Annotated in this window: 13 protein-coding genes; 9 read left to right on the forward strand and 4 right to left on the reverse strand. The window is 45.8% G+C overall.

Features of this window, described 5'->3' with window-relative positions:
• The first annotated feature begins 6 nt into the window (after positions 1-6).
• The gene (locus PO771_RS07965; protein ID WP_272562732.1) at positions 7-1098 is read left to right on the forward strand and encodes a YheC/YheD family endospore coat-associated protein; all 1092 of its coding nucleotides are present in this window, start codon (positions 7-9) and stop codon (positions 1096-1098) included.
• Between the two features lie 80 nt (positions 1099-1178).
• On the opposite strand, the gene PO771_RS07970 is transcribed toward PO771_RS07965, so the two are convergent.
• Positions 1179-1811 (reverse strand): GerMN domain-containing protein, encoded by a 633-nt coding sequence (locus PO771_RS07970; RefSeq protein ID WP_272562733.1) that lies wholly within the window; start codon positions 1809-1811, stop codon positions 1179-1181.
• A gap of 227 nt (positions 1812-2038) precedes the next feature.
• Here PO771_RS07970 and PO771_RS07975 point away from each other — a divergent pair, with 227 nt between their 5' ends.
• From PO771_RS07975 to PO771_RS07995, 5 genes are all read left to right on the forward strand, one after another.
• On the forward strand, positions 2039-2710 hold the full coding sequence (locus tag PO771_RS07975) for a LytTR family DNA-binding domain-containing protein (protein ID WP_272562734.1): 672 nt from the start codon (positions 2039-2041) through the stop codon (positions 2708-2710).
• 206 nt (positions 2711-2916) lie between these two features.
• Positions 2917-4440 (forward strand): succinyl-CoA:acetate CoA-transferase ScpC, encoded by a 1524-nt coding sequence (locus PO771_RS07980; protein WP_272562735.1) that lies wholly within the window; start codon positions 2917-2919, stop codon positions 4438-4440.
• 172 nt (positions 4441-4612) lie between these two features.
• Positions 4613-6745: an ATP-dependent helicase gene (locus PO771_RS07985; protein ID WP_272562736.1), complete on the forward strand. Its 2133-nt coding sequence runs from the start codon at positions 4613-4615 to the stop codon at positions 6743-6745.
• Positions 6742-7611 (forward strand): CvfB family protein, encoded by an 870-nt coding sequence (locus PO771_RS07990; RefSeq protein WP_272562737.1) that lies wholly within the window; start codon positions 6742-6744, stop codon positions 7609-7611. Before PO771_RS07985 ends, PO771_RS07990 begins: the two co-directional genes overlap by 4 nt.
• A 201-nt stretch (positions 7612-7812) precedes the next feature.
• The gene (locus PO771_RS07995; RefSeq protein ID WP_272562738.1) at positions 7813-8082 is read left to right on the forward strand and encodes a hypothetical protein; all 270 of its coding nucleotides are present in this window, start codon (positions 7813-7815) and stop codon (positions 8080-8082) included.
• Positions 8083-8159: 77 nt separating this feature from the next.
• On the opposite strand, the gene PO771_RS08000 is transcribed toward PO771_RS07995, so the two are convergent.
• Both PO771_RS08000 and PO771_RS08005 read right to left on the reverse strand, forming a co-directional pair.
• On the reverse strand, positions 8160-9461 hold the full coding sequence (locus PO771_RS08000) for a stalk domain-containing protein (protein ID WP_272562739.1): 1302 nt from the start codon (positions 9459-9461) through the stop codon (positions 8160-8162).
• Positions 9462-9603: 142 nt separating this feature from the next.
• A complete protein-coding gene (locus PO771_RS08005) occupies positions 9604-10353 on the reverse strand; it encodes a LysM peptidoglycan-binding domain-containing protein (protein WP_272562740.1) in 750 nt (249 codons plus the stop codon).
• Positions 10354-10622: 269 nt separating this feature from the next.
• Between PO771_RS08005 and PO771_RS08010 the strand changes: the two genes are divergently transcribed.
• Positions 10623-11207 carry an SEC-C metal-binding domain-containing protein gene (locus tag PO771_RS08010; protein WP_272562742.1) on the forward strand — a complete coding sequence of 195 codons (585 nt, stop codon included), beginning with the start codon at positions 10623-10625 and terminating at the stop codon, positions 11205-11207.
• A 67-nt stretch (positions 11208-11274) separates the two neighbouring features.
• On the opposite strand, the gene PO771_RS08015 is transcribed toward PO771_RS08010, so the two are convergent.
• The gene (locus PO771_RS08015; protein WP_272562743.1) at positions 11275-11487 is read right to left on the reverse strand and encodes a hypothetical protein; all 213 of its coding nucleotides are present in this window, start codon (positions 11485-11487) and stop codon (positions 11275-11277) included.
• A 252-nt stretch (positions 11488-11739) separates the two neighbouring features.
• On the opposite strand from PO771_RS08015, the gene PO771_RS08020 reads away from it, so the two are divergent.
• Entirely contained in the window at positions 11740-13212 is a 1473-nt protein-coding gene (locus tag PO771_RS08020; RefSeq protein ID WP_272562744.1) for an APC family permease, read from the forward strand.
• Between the two features lie 174 nt (positions 13213-13386).
• Complete coding sequence (locus PO771_RS08025; protein WP_272562745.1) at positions 13387-14169, forward strand: N-acetylmuramoyl-L-alanine amidase family protein; 783 nt, start codon at positions 13387-13389, stop codon at positions 14167-14169.
• Positions 14170-14259 lie beyond the last annotated feature (90 nt).

Here is a 14259-nt window from a genome sequence, read left to right on the forward strand (position 1 = left end):
CGTGTGATGAAAGTTCCGTATGTAGGCGTCCTGCTGAATCGGGCAATGTATAAAGGGATTCCAGCAGGAAAGACACAGACCGAAGTCCTTGCGTTTTATGAAGAAGGAGGCAAGCTGCATGGTCTAAAACCGTGTTATTTCCGGCTGGAGGACGTACAGCCTGGCAAATCGACGTTGTGGGCATACGTTAAGAAAGGCGAGAAATATCGGCGGATGATTGTGCCTGTGCCGAAGGTGATTCATAATCGGGCGCTGTATTTTTCAAATACAGAGAAAGGGAAGCTAAACAGTTTGACGAAAGACAACATTATTGTGTTTAATCGCTGGAACCGTTACAGCAAACCGTATGTTCAGGACTTATTGTGGAGCGATGCTCTTCTGCGTCCGCATCTCGCTTATACAGTGCGAGGGACCGTAGAGAATTTGCAGATGATGATGAAGAAATATCGTCAGTTATTTATTAAGCCGAACAGCGGGAGCATTGGATTTGGCATCATGCGTCTGGCGCGTCAAAAGGATGGCTGGCGGCTTTCGTATGCTGTATATGAAAACAAAAAGCGAATCTGGCGCAATCTAGATTTTAAAGGTCAGATCCCTGCTTTGCTTCGGACGAAGCTGCGTAGTGGAAAGTATCATATTCAGCAGCAGCTTCCGCTTGCCACATATAAGGGAAGACCGTTTGACCTGCGGGTATCTGTGCAGAAAGATGCGACTGGGCACTGGCAGGTAACGGGGATGGTAGGGAAGGCAGCACCGCAGGGTCGATTTTTAAGCAATGTTGGGCAGGGGGGACGGGTATATCCGTTGTCTGTTTTGCTAACCGATCATCCGAAATTAGAACGTAAAGCGGTCGAGAAAGCAGTAGAGATGTTTGCGTTACGTGTAGTGTATAAATTGGAACGTTCGATTGAAGGTCTGGCAGATGTGGGGCTTGATATTGGGCTGACAGAGGGAGGGACTCCACTTTTCATTGAATGCAATGGACGGGATCAGAGGTACAGCTTCCGCAATGGAAAAATGACCCGGGAGTGGAAGGCAACGTATGCCAACCCGATAGGATATGCACGCTATTTGCTTAGCCGTGCGCGTGAGGAGTAATCATGAATACCTCTCTAAAAGAAGAGGCTGCCCCGTTGCCATCTTTCGGCTATGGGGACAGCTTCTGTTCTTTTACATCATTATTTTATTTGCGGTACATTAGATAGAGTAAGCGGATCGATTGGAGTGGAAGCATCCATGTGTCCAAGGATCGTGTCTGTTTCCTTACCATCGAGGACAATTTTTGCATTCTTGAATCCAAACTGGCTCATGATCGTAGCGATTTGCTCCATAAGGAATTGTTCGCCCGTAGACCCAAGATTGGCAGCTTGCTTAACATTGGACGATAAGCTAACGATCGCTGTATGACCATCCTTTTTCACGGATTGAATCTCAACACTAGCTGGGAGCAGGCTGACAAGTTTTTTGCTTTTTGGACCGTTTTGCCATGCTTTTAGCGCGAGCAATGGAAGGTCGTCTTTCTTCTCATAAGAGATGGTATGTGTTTCTTTATATTCGGTCATCAAATTATCATCGCTGAATACAAGCTCGACAGTTTTTTTCTGAACAGTTGGTTTATCGGATTGTACAGGCTCAGTTGCTTTAGGGGTTGGCTGATTTACGGCTCCCTCTGTCTGTGTCTGAGTTCCGTTGGCCGGTACATTTGTAGTCGTTGGTGCTGGCGCATTTGTTGGTGTACTGGACGTATTTGTGCAGCCAGCCAGTCCGATTGTTACAGTCGCAGCGGCGAGTAAAGCATAAGGTAAACGCATAGCGTAATCCTTCCCTTCTGACATAATACTTGCTGTTTATATGATCTTATTGTTACATAATACTTTACCACAAAACACCTGCATAAGTCCTAACTGGTAAAAACAGTTTAGAGAATAAAAAGAATGCACAAAAATGTACGAAAATACTCGTTTTTTATGCCGAAGAGGGGCAAAATCAAGTATAGTGTAGATATAAAAAAGCAATACGATATACAGGAGTTGAATGTATGGATCAATCATCGGTGCATTCGATTGTTCAAGCAATTAGCCAGACACTTCCACAGGAAGCCTCGATTGCCATTGCAGACGAATCGAAATTTATTTATTACCAGCCGAGTCGGATGATCGATTTGAAGATCAAGCCGGGAGATATAGTGAAAGAAGGAACTCTTACACGCCGAGCCTTGTCGGACAAGCAAAAGCTTGCTCAATATCTTGAGGAGAGCGTATTTGGCGTGCCGTATTATGCGATGAGCACCCCAATCATTACACACGGGCAGGCAGAAGGATGTGTGACGACGATTTTTCCGTCTTCTATCCAGCAGATCGACCGCTCGCTGCCGCGTCATCATTTTTTGATTGGACGTGGAGAAGATCGGTGGATTCCGATTCCGCTGTTTGATATTCAGTTCATTGAGTCGGATAAGGGAAAAACATTTTTGCACACGGAGCGCGGCGTGTATTTAAATAAATACAGCCTGATTGAGCTTGAACGACTGCTGCCATCTGATCGATTTATACGGTGTCACCGTGCCTATATGGTAAATGTACATTCGATTATGGAGATTCACCCGGATTTTCATTCTACGTTTGTACTTATTATGAATGACCCGACACGGAGCCGCGTGCCAGTTAGTCAGAAATATGCCAGTATGTTCCGACGCATGCTCGGCTTTTAGAGAGGAGGACCATATTCCTTCTCTTTTTTTATTGGATTTTTTCTGGGATTTTGAAAGGGTTTTATCGTTATTTTTTCTGTTTTATCGTTAAAAATTCTGCTTTATATCGAATATAAGGAGCTTATTGTACGGGCATGCTATCGTTAATGTATAAATAATTTAAAAAAAATAGATAAAGAGAATCGTTTTAGTGGGAGGCTTTACTAATGTTTTCTCAACGAATTCGCAACGAAGAATTACTCAATCGTCTTGTTACAGCAGAAGAAGCTGCTACATGGATTCAAGATGGTATGACACTTGGATTAAGTGGATTTACCCGTGCCGGAGACGTTAAACAGGTTCCGCGTGCTCTTGTAGATCGTGCTAAAAAAAGTGGAGAATCATTCAAAGTTAACGTATATACAGGGGCATCAATGGGTTCTGAAATCGATGCAATCATGGCGGAAGCTGGCATCGTAAACATTCGCTTGCCATTCCAGGCAGATGGCCAGATGCGTGCGAAAATTAACGGTGGCGAGATTAACTACATCGATCAGCACTTATCGCACACATCAGAAGCTATTCGCTCCGGCTCCATTCCACCGATTGATATCGCAATTGTGGAAGCGGTTGCAGTTACCGAAGATGGAGGAATTGTTCCAAGTACATCAGTTGGGAACTCAGCTATTTTTGCTGAATATGCGAAAGAAATCATTATCGAGCTGAACTTGCGCCAATCTCCAGCGCTTGAAGGAATTCATGATATTTATACACCGGCTGAACAAGGGGAGCGTGGGCCGATCCCATTGACCCAGGTAGATCAGCGTATTGGAACAGCGGCTATTCATGTTGATCCGGCCAAGATTAAAGGTATTGTTGTGACGGATGAATCTGATTCACCATCAACAATCGTTCCACCGGATGAAGAAACAGCCCAAATCGCAGCACACCTGCTTGAACTACTGCGTGCCGAAGTAGCGGCAGGTCGTTTGCCGAACACACTTGCACCGATGCAGTCGGGAATTGGCTCAGTAGCGAACGCAGTATTCCATGGCTTCCTTGATTCAGAGTTCACAGATCTAGAAGTGTATTCAGAAGTACTGCAGGATGCGGTATTCGATCTGCTTGATGCCGGTAAAATCCGTTTTGCATCTGGTTGCTCAATTACACTTTCACCAGAGAAGAGTGAGCAGGTTATGAAGGATCTGGATAAATACAAAGACCGTCTGCTGCTTCGTCCACAGGAAATTTCGAATCATCCAGAAATCGTGCGTCGTCTCGGTTTGATTGCGATTAACACGGCACTTGAGTTCGATATTTACGGCAATGTGAACTCAACACATGTAATGGGTACGAATATGATGAACGGTATCGGTGGCTCTGGTGACTTTGCTCGTAACTCTCGTCTTGGTATTTTTGTTACGAAGTCAACCGCTAAAGGTGGAGCGATCTCAAGTGTCGTACCATTCGTATCGCATGTGGATCATACTGAGCATGATGTTGATATCGTAGTAACTGAGCAAGGGATTGCGGATCTGCGCGGTTTAGCTCCGCGTCAACGTGCACAAGTGATCATCGATAATTGTGCGCATCCGATGTATCGCCCGCAGCTGCAGGCATACTTCGACGAAGCATGTAAGCGTGGTGGGCAAACTCCGCACGTATTAGAGAAAGCATTCTCTTTCCATGATCGGTTCCGTGAGACACGCTCCATGCTTGAACAGGTAGAAGAAAAACAGCCTGTTTGCTAATCAATATAAACCTATAGAAAAAGATATAATGGTGGAGAGAACCAATATAGAGACCGTAACGATAGCAAAACCCTCGCTTGCATTCATGAGCGGGGTTTTTGTCATTGTTTTTCTTCCATATTTTTTGTATAGTTGCATGCGTAAGCTTTTCCGGAATGAGGCCTGATACAAAATGATGCAGCATGAGAACGGGATTGATCATATGGAGTCAGTACCGCGAGGAGCGGGCGGTGCCCGCGTGCCACAAGCGTATACAGCAGACGGACTGACATCCGAGCAGCTTGTTTGCTCTGATGAGGCGGATGCCCCCTTTTTTCGGGCGCTTGAGGACAGTGGGATCTATTTGAATGAAGCGCAGATTGCCGCTGTTCGTGCCGTAGATGGGCAAGTTTTGATCAATGCAGGAGCGGGAAGCGGTAAGACGACGGTGTTGACGTGCCGGGCCGCTTATTTGCTGCTTGTGCATCGTGTTCCGCCAGAAAACATTATGCTCGTTACGTTTACTCGCCAGGCGGCCCAGCAGATGCAAGAGCGGATGCGAGGCATTGCAGGTGTAACGGCGGGAATGGTTCGCCGAATGATTACGGGTACATTCCATTCACTGGCACGGACGATTTATTTTCATAAGCTAACCGAGCAGCCCCGAATCATGAGCCAGAAGCAGAAGGAGTTTGTACTTGGGCAATTGACGAAAGAGATGGCGACAGGTGAGCAGTATGAGGCGGAAACACTGCTTTCACTGCTCGCGTATTTAAAGAACAACCTGTATGTTGTCGGTAGTGAGTGGCATACGGAAGAAGTGGACGGGCTTAAAGAAGACGCGCGCCGTGTACTCATGCGATATGAAGCGTACAAGCGAGAGCACAATCTGATTGATTATGAAGACTTGATTACCGGTTGTATGGAAACACTTTCTGCATACCCGACGTATCGCGAAGCTTTGCAGCGGCGGATAGCGTATATGATGGTGGATGAATATCAGGATACGAATATCGCACAATATGAAATGATTCGTCAGCTTTCTGAGCAGGCCAATTTATGTGTCGTCGGTGACCCCGATCAAGCCATATATGGCTGGCGCGGTGCAGAACCGTCAATCATGTTACGTTTTCCACAAGAATATCCAGATTGTACATGCATTACGCTGGATATTAATTATCGTTCCCCGGCAGGTGTTGTGGGACTCGGAAATGCGGTCATTCGCCACAATGAGGATCGCCTAGAGAAAGAACTAAAAGTGTTACCAGGTGCGCCGGGGCTTCCGATGTATTTGACAGCACGTTCGGTGGAGCATGAAGCGGAATGTGTGGTAGCGCTGATTACCCGCCTGGTAGAGTCGGGAGAGTATACGTATTCCGACATTGCCGTACTATATCGGACGCATAGCACGGTGCGGACGTTATATGAGAAGCTTTTGCTCTCTGATGTACCATTTACGACGCACCGGGACGAACCGACATTTTATGAGCTTGGAACGATTCGTCCCGTGCTTGATTTTCTCAGGCTCTCGGTTGATCCGTATAATGAGCAGGCGCTTTCTTCGATTCTGCCCTGTCTCTACATTAGCCGGGCACGCTATGAGAAAGAAATTCACATCACAGCCATTCAGCGGGGCATCGCCTACCTAGAGGCAATTGGGCATCTGGAAGGGCTGCCTGCTTATCAGAAGCGTAAATTACAGGAGCGAGTCACATGGCTAGCCAGCATTGCACGCATTAGTCCTTTGCAGGCGATTAAAGAAGTACGCAACGATGCAGGCGGCGGCTATGACCGTTTTCTGGGCAGTGAGCAGGACGGAGCGGTTACCTATCATAAAGAACTCATTCGAGATGATTTGCTCGAACTGGAGGAGGCAGCACGCAACTTTGCGACTGTTCCGGAATTTCTGGCCTACATTGATACGATTTTGGCAGAGAAAGAATCGCATAAGAAGCGACAGCGGGAGCAGGCCGCACCAACAGGCATTACTTTGCAGACGATTCATGCGGCCAAAGGACTTGAATATCCGGTTGTCATTGTACTCGGGGCCATTGATGGCGTAATGCCGCATAGTATTGCGGTTGACCCGGATGAGAAGCCAGATTTTTGGCTTCATAAAAAAACAGAAGAGCGGTGGCGGGAAGCGGTGGAGGAGGAGCGCAGACTTGCGTACGTTGCGGTTACACGGGCGAAGCGAGATCTCTACATTAGTTCCCCATTGTATTTTCGGGGCCGTCCGACGTCACCGTCACCTTTTTTGCTTGAGGCGTTTACCGGTCGCTCGCACATTGCAGCGCCGGTCATAAAGGAGGAAACAAAACGATGAGATTAGAAGCGGGAACAAAAGAATGGGCACGAGTGGAGCGGAAGGCGCCGTTTGGCTACTTTGTGTCGATTGAAAATACCGATGTATTATTACACGAAAGCGATGTTGTAGAAGCGCCGGAGATTGGCGATGACATTATGGTGTATTTGTATCATGATCATCAGGACCGACTCGCGGCTACACAAATGGAGCCGCATGTGCTGCTAGGAGATTTCGGGTGGCTTGAGGTTGTCGACATTCACCCGCGCATGGGGGCGTTTCTTGATAACGGCATTCGTAAAGATGTCCTTCTGCCAGCCGATCAATTACCAGAACTGAAAAGCAAATGGCCAACGTCAGGGGATCGGGTATACATCCAGCTGGAGCATGATAAGCAGGGCCGCTTGCTTGCTGTGCTGGGCCGAGAAGAAGACTTTGAAGAGATTGCAGAGCCAGCCACACCTGATCTATTCAATCAGGACATTAGCGGTTATGTGTACAAAATCATTAAAATCGGTGCGTTCGTGATGACAGAGGGACAACACCTGGCATTCTTGCATCGGGATGAAACGAAAGAAGAATTACGTGTCGGGCAGTTGATTCAAGCGCGTGTGTCGAAAGTACGCGATGATGGTCGACTGAATCTGTCCACCAAACCGCGCAAGGAAGTGAGCTACAGTCAGGATGCTGAGATGATCTATGAGTATGTGAAGCAGCGTGGCGGACGCATCCCGTATACAGACAAGACGGCACCTGATGTTATTCTAGATAAGTTTGGCATTAGCAAAGCCGCTTTCAAACGTGCGCTTGGTAAGTTGATGAAAGAGCGCCGCATAAATCAGGAAGATGGTTGGACGTACATAACGACAGAAGATACAAAACAATAAATATTAGGAAAAAGCACGGACTGGCAAGGACAGTTCGTGCTTTTTTTGCATACAAAAGTAAGAGAGTAATATTTTTACTACTCAGAAAGTAAAAATAAAATAATAAAGCGTTTAATTATAGTAAAAACCGGACATAAAAAGAATAACGAATACGAAAGGTGTAACAAGCAGAGCGGATTAACAAGTGAGGAGGAAGCCAGCGTGAGAAAAGACTACTACAGCAACAATGATCCAGTACGGAAGTGGGAACGTCTTTCCCTCCTGCGGGCGCAGGTACGTTATATGGAACAAAGCGTACCGTACACACATTTTTCAGCAGAAGATGAGCAAAAAGCGTTAGATCTGTTTAGGCAGGATGAGGCAGCAGGAACAAACTGGATGCATACGGGTGTTTTGTGGCAGGGAGCAAGTGAATTAAACCGTGAGATTACAAAGCGACAGGGGCTAGACACATATCGGGGATTATATTAATACGAAATCGTAAAAATGGGGCTGTCCTAAACGCCAGAGCATGGCGAATAGAGCAGCCTCTTTGTGTATTCAAAAAATCAGTTCCATTTTACCGTAGACAGCGGTGTACTTGCGGTGAGATCGGTGGTGAGCAGCGTGCGTCCTTCGAATCGGACGAGTACACGGCAGGTGCTAGCACCTGTGACATCACTCCAATTTTTGAATGCCGCACTGTAAATCAGCTCTTTTTTGGCGTCATCTGACAGGGCGCGGAATTTATTCAATGCATTTTGGTCCGCAAGAGTGACATACATGACAGCTTGGCCTGTACTTAAGCCGATATCATTCGCTTTAATTCCATCGATAACAGTGCAGTCAAGGTTATTTCGCAGTTCATCAATCGCAGTCGCTTCCCGAAAGGACAGGGAGGAGAGCAGACGTGCTACATCGGTCGATCCTTGTCTATAGGCAAGAGAGAGGGCATTGTCTCCCAGTTTCGTTTGCGCGGACCGGTCAGCTTTATAAGATAGAAGCAGATTGATGGCTTCGATATTATTGCGTTCTACCGCATACATAAGGGCGGTCTGGCCTGTGTTATCTTGCATATTCGGGTCAGCTTTTTTCGTAAGCAGGACACGGGCGATTTGTAGTTTGTCCCCCGAAATCGCTGACATGAGCGGAGTTACACCCGTATCAGTAGAAGCAGCATTCGGGTTTGCGCCAGCATTAAGAGCAGTCTGGACGCTAGTGGCATTACCTGATGCGACTGCTTCCGCCAGTTGCATGGTCAATAGTTTTGAGGAGAGGTTCGCCTGCTCCTGCTCATCTGGTTCTGGGGTGGTCTCAGTCGGCTGTACAGGAGCTGGTTTTGGCTGCGTACTGGCCGATTTTTTCTCCTGAATAAAAATTGCTTTCTTTTTTGCATCCCATATTACAGCTAGATCGAATGACTCAGCGGCTAGTCGGACAGGTACCATGGTGGTACCGTTAATGATTTCGGGTGCGGTATCAAAGGTTATCGTTTTTCCGTTTTTGGTGCCTGATTTTTTTCCAATTTTTAAGATGACTTTATCATTTCCTTTTTGTGCGGTTATGGTTTGGGTTTTATCATCCCAGTAAACAGTAGCACCGAGTGAATTAAACATATCCCGCATCGGAACGAGTAGAACATCATTAACGGTAACAGGCGAGCGGGGAAAGGTAATCTTTTTATTGTTGCTGTACACGGTAACGGTCGACTTCGTATACGTTACAGGCTTGGTGTCTGCTTTAGAGGTTGTCTTCTCTTTTTTTGTGGTAGTAGATTTGGTTGATGTCTTTGGTTGCGCGAAGACGGCTGGGGAAGCAGTAAAAGCCAGGGCCAGTGATAATGCAATCGCAGACGGGACTATTTTCTTCATCGTTTCTCTCCTTTGATCGTATAAGTCGTTCCATGTGTATAGTTGATAAAAGGGTCTTATGTATTATAACACCTTCTGACCGATAGGAAAGATAAGATAAACAAAACTCCTCAGTATTATGTGCTGAGGAGTTTTATGTAGGTTATTCGGTGGCTGTTTCCACGGGAACATAAACGTTTGTGGATGCAGGCATGATCAGGGATTGTCCGATTTGCAAGGTAGTGTCCGCAGTTATCTTATTGGCATCACAGATCGCCTCGATTGTGGTTCCATACTGTTTGCTAAGTTTCCAGAGGGAATCGCCTGACTTAACCGTGTGGATTTTAGTGGTGCTTTGTTTCATCACAACCATGAGTTTTCCGTCTTTTAGCGTGAGTTTCAATGGTGTATTAGCTTCGTCTTGTGAGACGGGAGCAGTTGACGGTGGCGGCGGTGGTGGCGGTGGAGTTAAAGAAGTTGTAGCTGCTTTGAACAAAGATGCGTACTTTGTATTACTTCCTAATGCTGCCGGTTTTGCATAGCCTTTTCGAATCATGTCTGTATTAAATAGCTGCTTATTCAACCATACATAGGCATATAGGCGGCCATATTTATCCCGCTTTATTTTATCATATTCAAGTGTTACGGTTTTTCCAACTACTGTTTTTTTCGTATATGTACTTGTTGTAGCTTTGACCCCAATTAGCTGAACCGTATCTGGTTTTCCGTTAATCGTAACACGTACCGTATCCCCGTCTATAAGAGCGGTTACTTTAGCGGTTTGGTTGGCCGTTGTTGTGCTGGCTGTTTTAGCAGATACTTGTGTAGCGGCTAGAGCGTCTGATGCTGTACTAAGTGGGGACAGTAGGAAAGTACAGAGCAGGGTTGCTGCGACTTGTTTGTGTAGAATCATGATCTCCTCCTCTGAAATGTCGAATAATGTTGAAAAATGTTGTACTTTCCAAATTATTGCGTGAAATGAAAGGTACGACAATGCTACAAGGTAATCATTTATGAAATCACTCACATAGGAAGGAAGGTGGTATGATATACTAAAAATGATCTATCCTAGAATTGTCAGTCTATTCTGGATATATTTTTTTTCATTGTTTTTCTTTTCTTCTTGCGTACATATTTGTACAATTGAAAGATACGCATACTACTTGAAGGAAGTTTGTAGGGGTGATTGTTATTCGTACATATGAAGAAATGACAAGCGGAGAAAAGCGAAGCCTTACCCTTTCCATTAAAAAATACGCCGATATGTTTATAGACCGGCATGGAAATAATGGAGCCGGTTTTGCGAGTGAAGAGGCGCTTGTGGATGAGTTTTATAAAGGATGGCTGGAAGAATCGCTGGCTTCCCATTATGCCTGGTGCGCGGAGAAGAAGGCAGGGGGCGGTTATGAGATCAAAGGGTATCACGAACAGGATCAGTTTGTCACGGAAGCGAAAGTAAAAATTCGCAGTATTCTTGCGGAAAAAATGGAGCTGGACAAGCTGGGTACGAAAGCGGAGGCTCCTGCTGTGCAAGAAAAAACCGAGCAGCCGGCAGCTCGTAAGCAAGTAGACATGCTGCCAGCACGTTCAACAGATGCTGTGCCTGATGCGGAGCGTAACGCAAAAAAGGCGGCAAAGCGTAAAAAGGAAGGAAAGCTCGGACGTAATGATGCGTGTCCGTGCGGCAGCGGTGACAAGTACAAAAACTGCTGTGAGAAAAAGGGAATTCGCTATAAGCGGATTCGCAATAAGTTTCTTGCAATTTAACAAAAAAACCGGCAGCATGCCCTCTTCGGGATGCTGCCGGTTTTTTTGTGTCGTTCGCTAGATGATACTAGCAGCGAGGGAAACGACGGATGGCGCGGACGTTGGAGATGAGGATGCGGAATGTAGCAAATTGGTTGTGGTATAAGTATCGTAGGACAAAGATCGTATCTGTGGTAACACGGCAAATCTTCCCTACCTGTCCGGTACCATCTTTTAAATCGAATGCGACGATTTGCCCTTCAAGTCGGCGTGCACGTCGGCGAAGTTCTCGTTCGTTCATATATGATCCCCCCTGCTTCATACATACGGTATAGTGTATGGGGGAGGGGAGGCGAAAGTTTGGGCATTGAGAAAAATGGGTGGATGCCTGCTTTACTTACAGTAGAAAATATGCGTAATTGCATATTCTATGTAATTATGAATAAAAAATAAGAAAACAGGTAGGGAAAAGAAGGGATAAAAGTGGCATAAAATTTGCAGTTTTTTAAAAATTGCATATTGAATTTTTAAATTTAATAATAAGGAGGATTGTATGGATCGTCATGGATCACACATTGATCGCGATGCGGAAGATTTGGCCAGACTTGGTTATAAGCAGGAGTTAAAACGCAATCTTACGTTCTTTTCTAACTTTGCGATCGCTTTTTCATTTATTTCGGCTACAACAGGTATATTCGGCCTGTTTGGCAATGGTTTATCAACCGGTGGCCCAGCATTTATTTGGAGTTGGCCGGTTGTATTCATCGGGCAGCTGCTTGTAGCACTGACGATGGCAGAAGTTGCTTCCCATTATCCAATCGCGGGATCGATTTATCAATGGTGCAAGCATCTAGTGGGACCTTCATATGCATGGTTTGCTGGATGGATTTATTTGATTGCCCTGTTGGCTACGATTGCCGCTGTTGACTACGGGGGAGCACCGTATGTTGCCCAGATTATCGGGTGGGATGCGGGAAATACGGATATATTGTTTGGCATTACGGCTGTAATGGTTGTATTGCACACATTGATCAATGCTTTTGGCGTAAAATTAACCGCTCTTATTAATAACATTGGAATGGTAGCAGAAATTGCGGTGATGCTTGTGCTGGCCGCTGCTTTGTTTCTTGTCGGGGTCCATCATCCGATCACGTTTACACTTGAAACGGCGGGAACAGCCGGGGATGGCAGCTATTTACCTGTATTCCTCACCGCGATGCTTATGTCAACCTGGGTGCTGTTTGGATTTGATTCTGCTGGCAGCCTGGCAGAAGAAGTAATTGACCCGCGTCGTGTCGTTCCGAAGACAATCGTCTCTTCCCTTGTGCTTACGTTTTTTGTTGGCGGGCTTGCTCTGCTCGCATTTGTGCTGGCGATTCCAGATCTTAATACGGCGATGCAGTCTAAGGTAGCACTTTCATATGTGTTAGAAAGCAACCTGGGGCAGGGTGTGGCCAATGCGTTTATCGTTCTGGCTGTACTGGCGATCTTTGTTTGCGGAACGGCCGTACAGGCAAGTGTTTCCCGTCTGTTATATTCGTTCGGTCGCGATGGAAAAGTACCGTTTTCCTCCTTGTGGGTGAAGGTATCTACCAAGTATGAAACACCGATTCCGGCTATTTTGTTTAGTGGCGCCTTTACGATTATTCTAACGATGTCAGCATCTGCTCTGACATACATCGTAAACATTTGTACGATTGGCATTTATTTAGCCTACTTAAGTATTTCACTTGGAGCGCTCATCGCTCGTAAACGGGGCTGGGATGGTACGGCTGCCCCGTGGAATCTTGGGAAATGGGGAAGGTTTGTCAATGTGCTGTCTTCCATCTGGGGATTATTTGTTATAGGCAATCTTTGCTGGCCGCGTACACCGGATGCTCCGTGGTATGTCAATTATGCCATGCCATTGCTCGTTATCGTTGTGATGACACTGGGCGGATTGTATTATATGACGATGATTCGCCCAAAAGAGAAAGCAGCAATCTTTGAAGAACGCCTTTCTTCCGCAGAGCTTTCTGAATCGTAGTCGACCAAATAGGTATGTAAAAAGTAAGCGGGCGTCTTTTATAGATGCCTGCTTACTTTTTTGTAGGGAAAACATTCCTTATATTGTGCATCAAATGTATAATGGAGGAAGTTTTTGTAGAATTATAGTAGATTGGTAGTTTTGTGAATGTCATAATGGAAGAGAGGATAGAAGATGAAAAGAGCATTTTATCGGGTCGGTCTGCTGCTTTTTCTCCTGATGGGAATGATGTCTGCGGTGGCTCAGGCGGCACCTGTTCCTAGTGAAAAAGCGAAAGTGATTGTTAAAAAATTCAAAATGGTAGGGTTTCTACAAGCAGGGACGTCGGTCGCGACTCCTTCAGGCGAGGGAGAGTTTCCTGTGATTGAACCGGCGACCACACAGCCGGATACGCCAATCCCAGCAGTCCCTTTATCTACTAAAGAGAAGGTGAAAATTGTCGTTGATGCCGGGCATGGAGGAACCGATTCTGGAGCGGTTGGTAATGGACTGCGAGAAAAAGATTTAACCTTAAGTATTTCGCAAAAGGTAGCAGAAAATTTGCGAGCTGACCCCAAATTTGATGTGGTCATGACACGAGAAAGCGACACATATCCTACGCGGCCTGAGCGAGTCAAAATGGCCAATGAGGGAGGCGCGGACTTATTTATCTCTGTCCATATTAACGCGGCTACTGCTTCCGCAAAAGGAACTGAGACGTACTATAAAAGTGAAAAAAGTAAATCGTATGCGAATACCGTTCATAAATATCTCGTACAGGCAACCGGGTTTACGGATCGAAAAGTTAAACCAGCAGGGTTCGAGGTCATCCGAGATACAAAAATGCCTGCTATTCTAGTGGAAATAGGCTTTATTACAAACCCTTCAGAAGCGCAGCAGATGGCGGATGAAGAATTCCAGAAGCAAGTCGCGGATGCACTGTATAAAGGGATTCGTGAATTTGTCGATCAAAATTAATAAGGGAAAGCTTGTTCAGATTAAAAAGGTGAGGAGAGAGAAGATATGGCTCTCTCTTTTTATTTTCATAGAAAAAAAGCCAACGATAGA

Origin of the sequence: Aneurinibacillus uraniidurans (assembly GCF_028471905.1) — a bacterium.
GTDB classification, from domain to species: domain Bacteria; phylum Bacillota; class Bacilli; order Aneurinibacillales; family Aneurinibacillaceae; genus Aneurinibacillus; species Aneurinibacillus uraniidurans.

Coding starts and splice junctions, on each gene's coding strand:
- PO771_RS07965 (WP_272562732.1), top strand. CDS start 7: ATGAAAGTTCCGTATGTAGGCGTCCTGCTGAATCGGGCAATGTATAAA.
- PO771_RS07970 (WP_272562733.1), bottom strand. CDS start 1,811: ATGCGTTTACCTTATGCTTTACTCGCCGCTGCGACTGTAACAATCGGA.
- PO771_RS07975 (WP_272562734.1), top strand. CDS start 2,039: ATGGATCAATCATCGGTGCATTCGATTGTTCAAGCAATTAGCCAGACA.
- PO771_RS07980 (WP_272562735.1), top strand. CDS start 2,917: ATGTTTTCTCAACGAATTCGCAACGAAGAATTACTCAATCGTCTTGTT.
- PO771_RS07985 (WP_272562736.1), top strand. CDS start 4,613: ATGATGCAGCATGAGAACGGGATTGATCATATGGAGTCAGTACCGCGA.
- PO771_RS07990 (WP_272562737.1), top strand. CDS start 6,742: ATGAGATTAGAAGCGGGAACAAAAGAATGGGCACGAGTGGAGCGGAAG.
- PO771_RS08000 (WP_272562739.1), bottom strand. CDS start 9,461: ATGAAGAAAATAGTCCCGTCTGCGATTGCATTATCACTGGCCCTGGCT.
- PO771_RS08005 (WP_272562740.1), bottom strand. CDS start 10,353: ATGATTCTACACAAACAAGTCGCAGCAACCCTGCTCTGTACTTTCCTA.
- PO771_RS08015 (WP_272562743.1), bottom strand. CDS start 11,487: ATGAACGAACGAGAACTTCGCCGACGTGCACGCCGACTTGAAGGGCAA.
- PO771_RS08020 (WP_272562744.1), top strand. CDS start 11,740: ATGGATCGTCATGGATCACACATTGATCGCGATGCGGAAGATTTGGCC.
- PO771_RS08025 (WP_272562745.1), top strand. CDS start 13,387: ATGAAAAGAGCATTTTATCGGGTCGGTCTGCTGCTTTTTCTCCTGATG.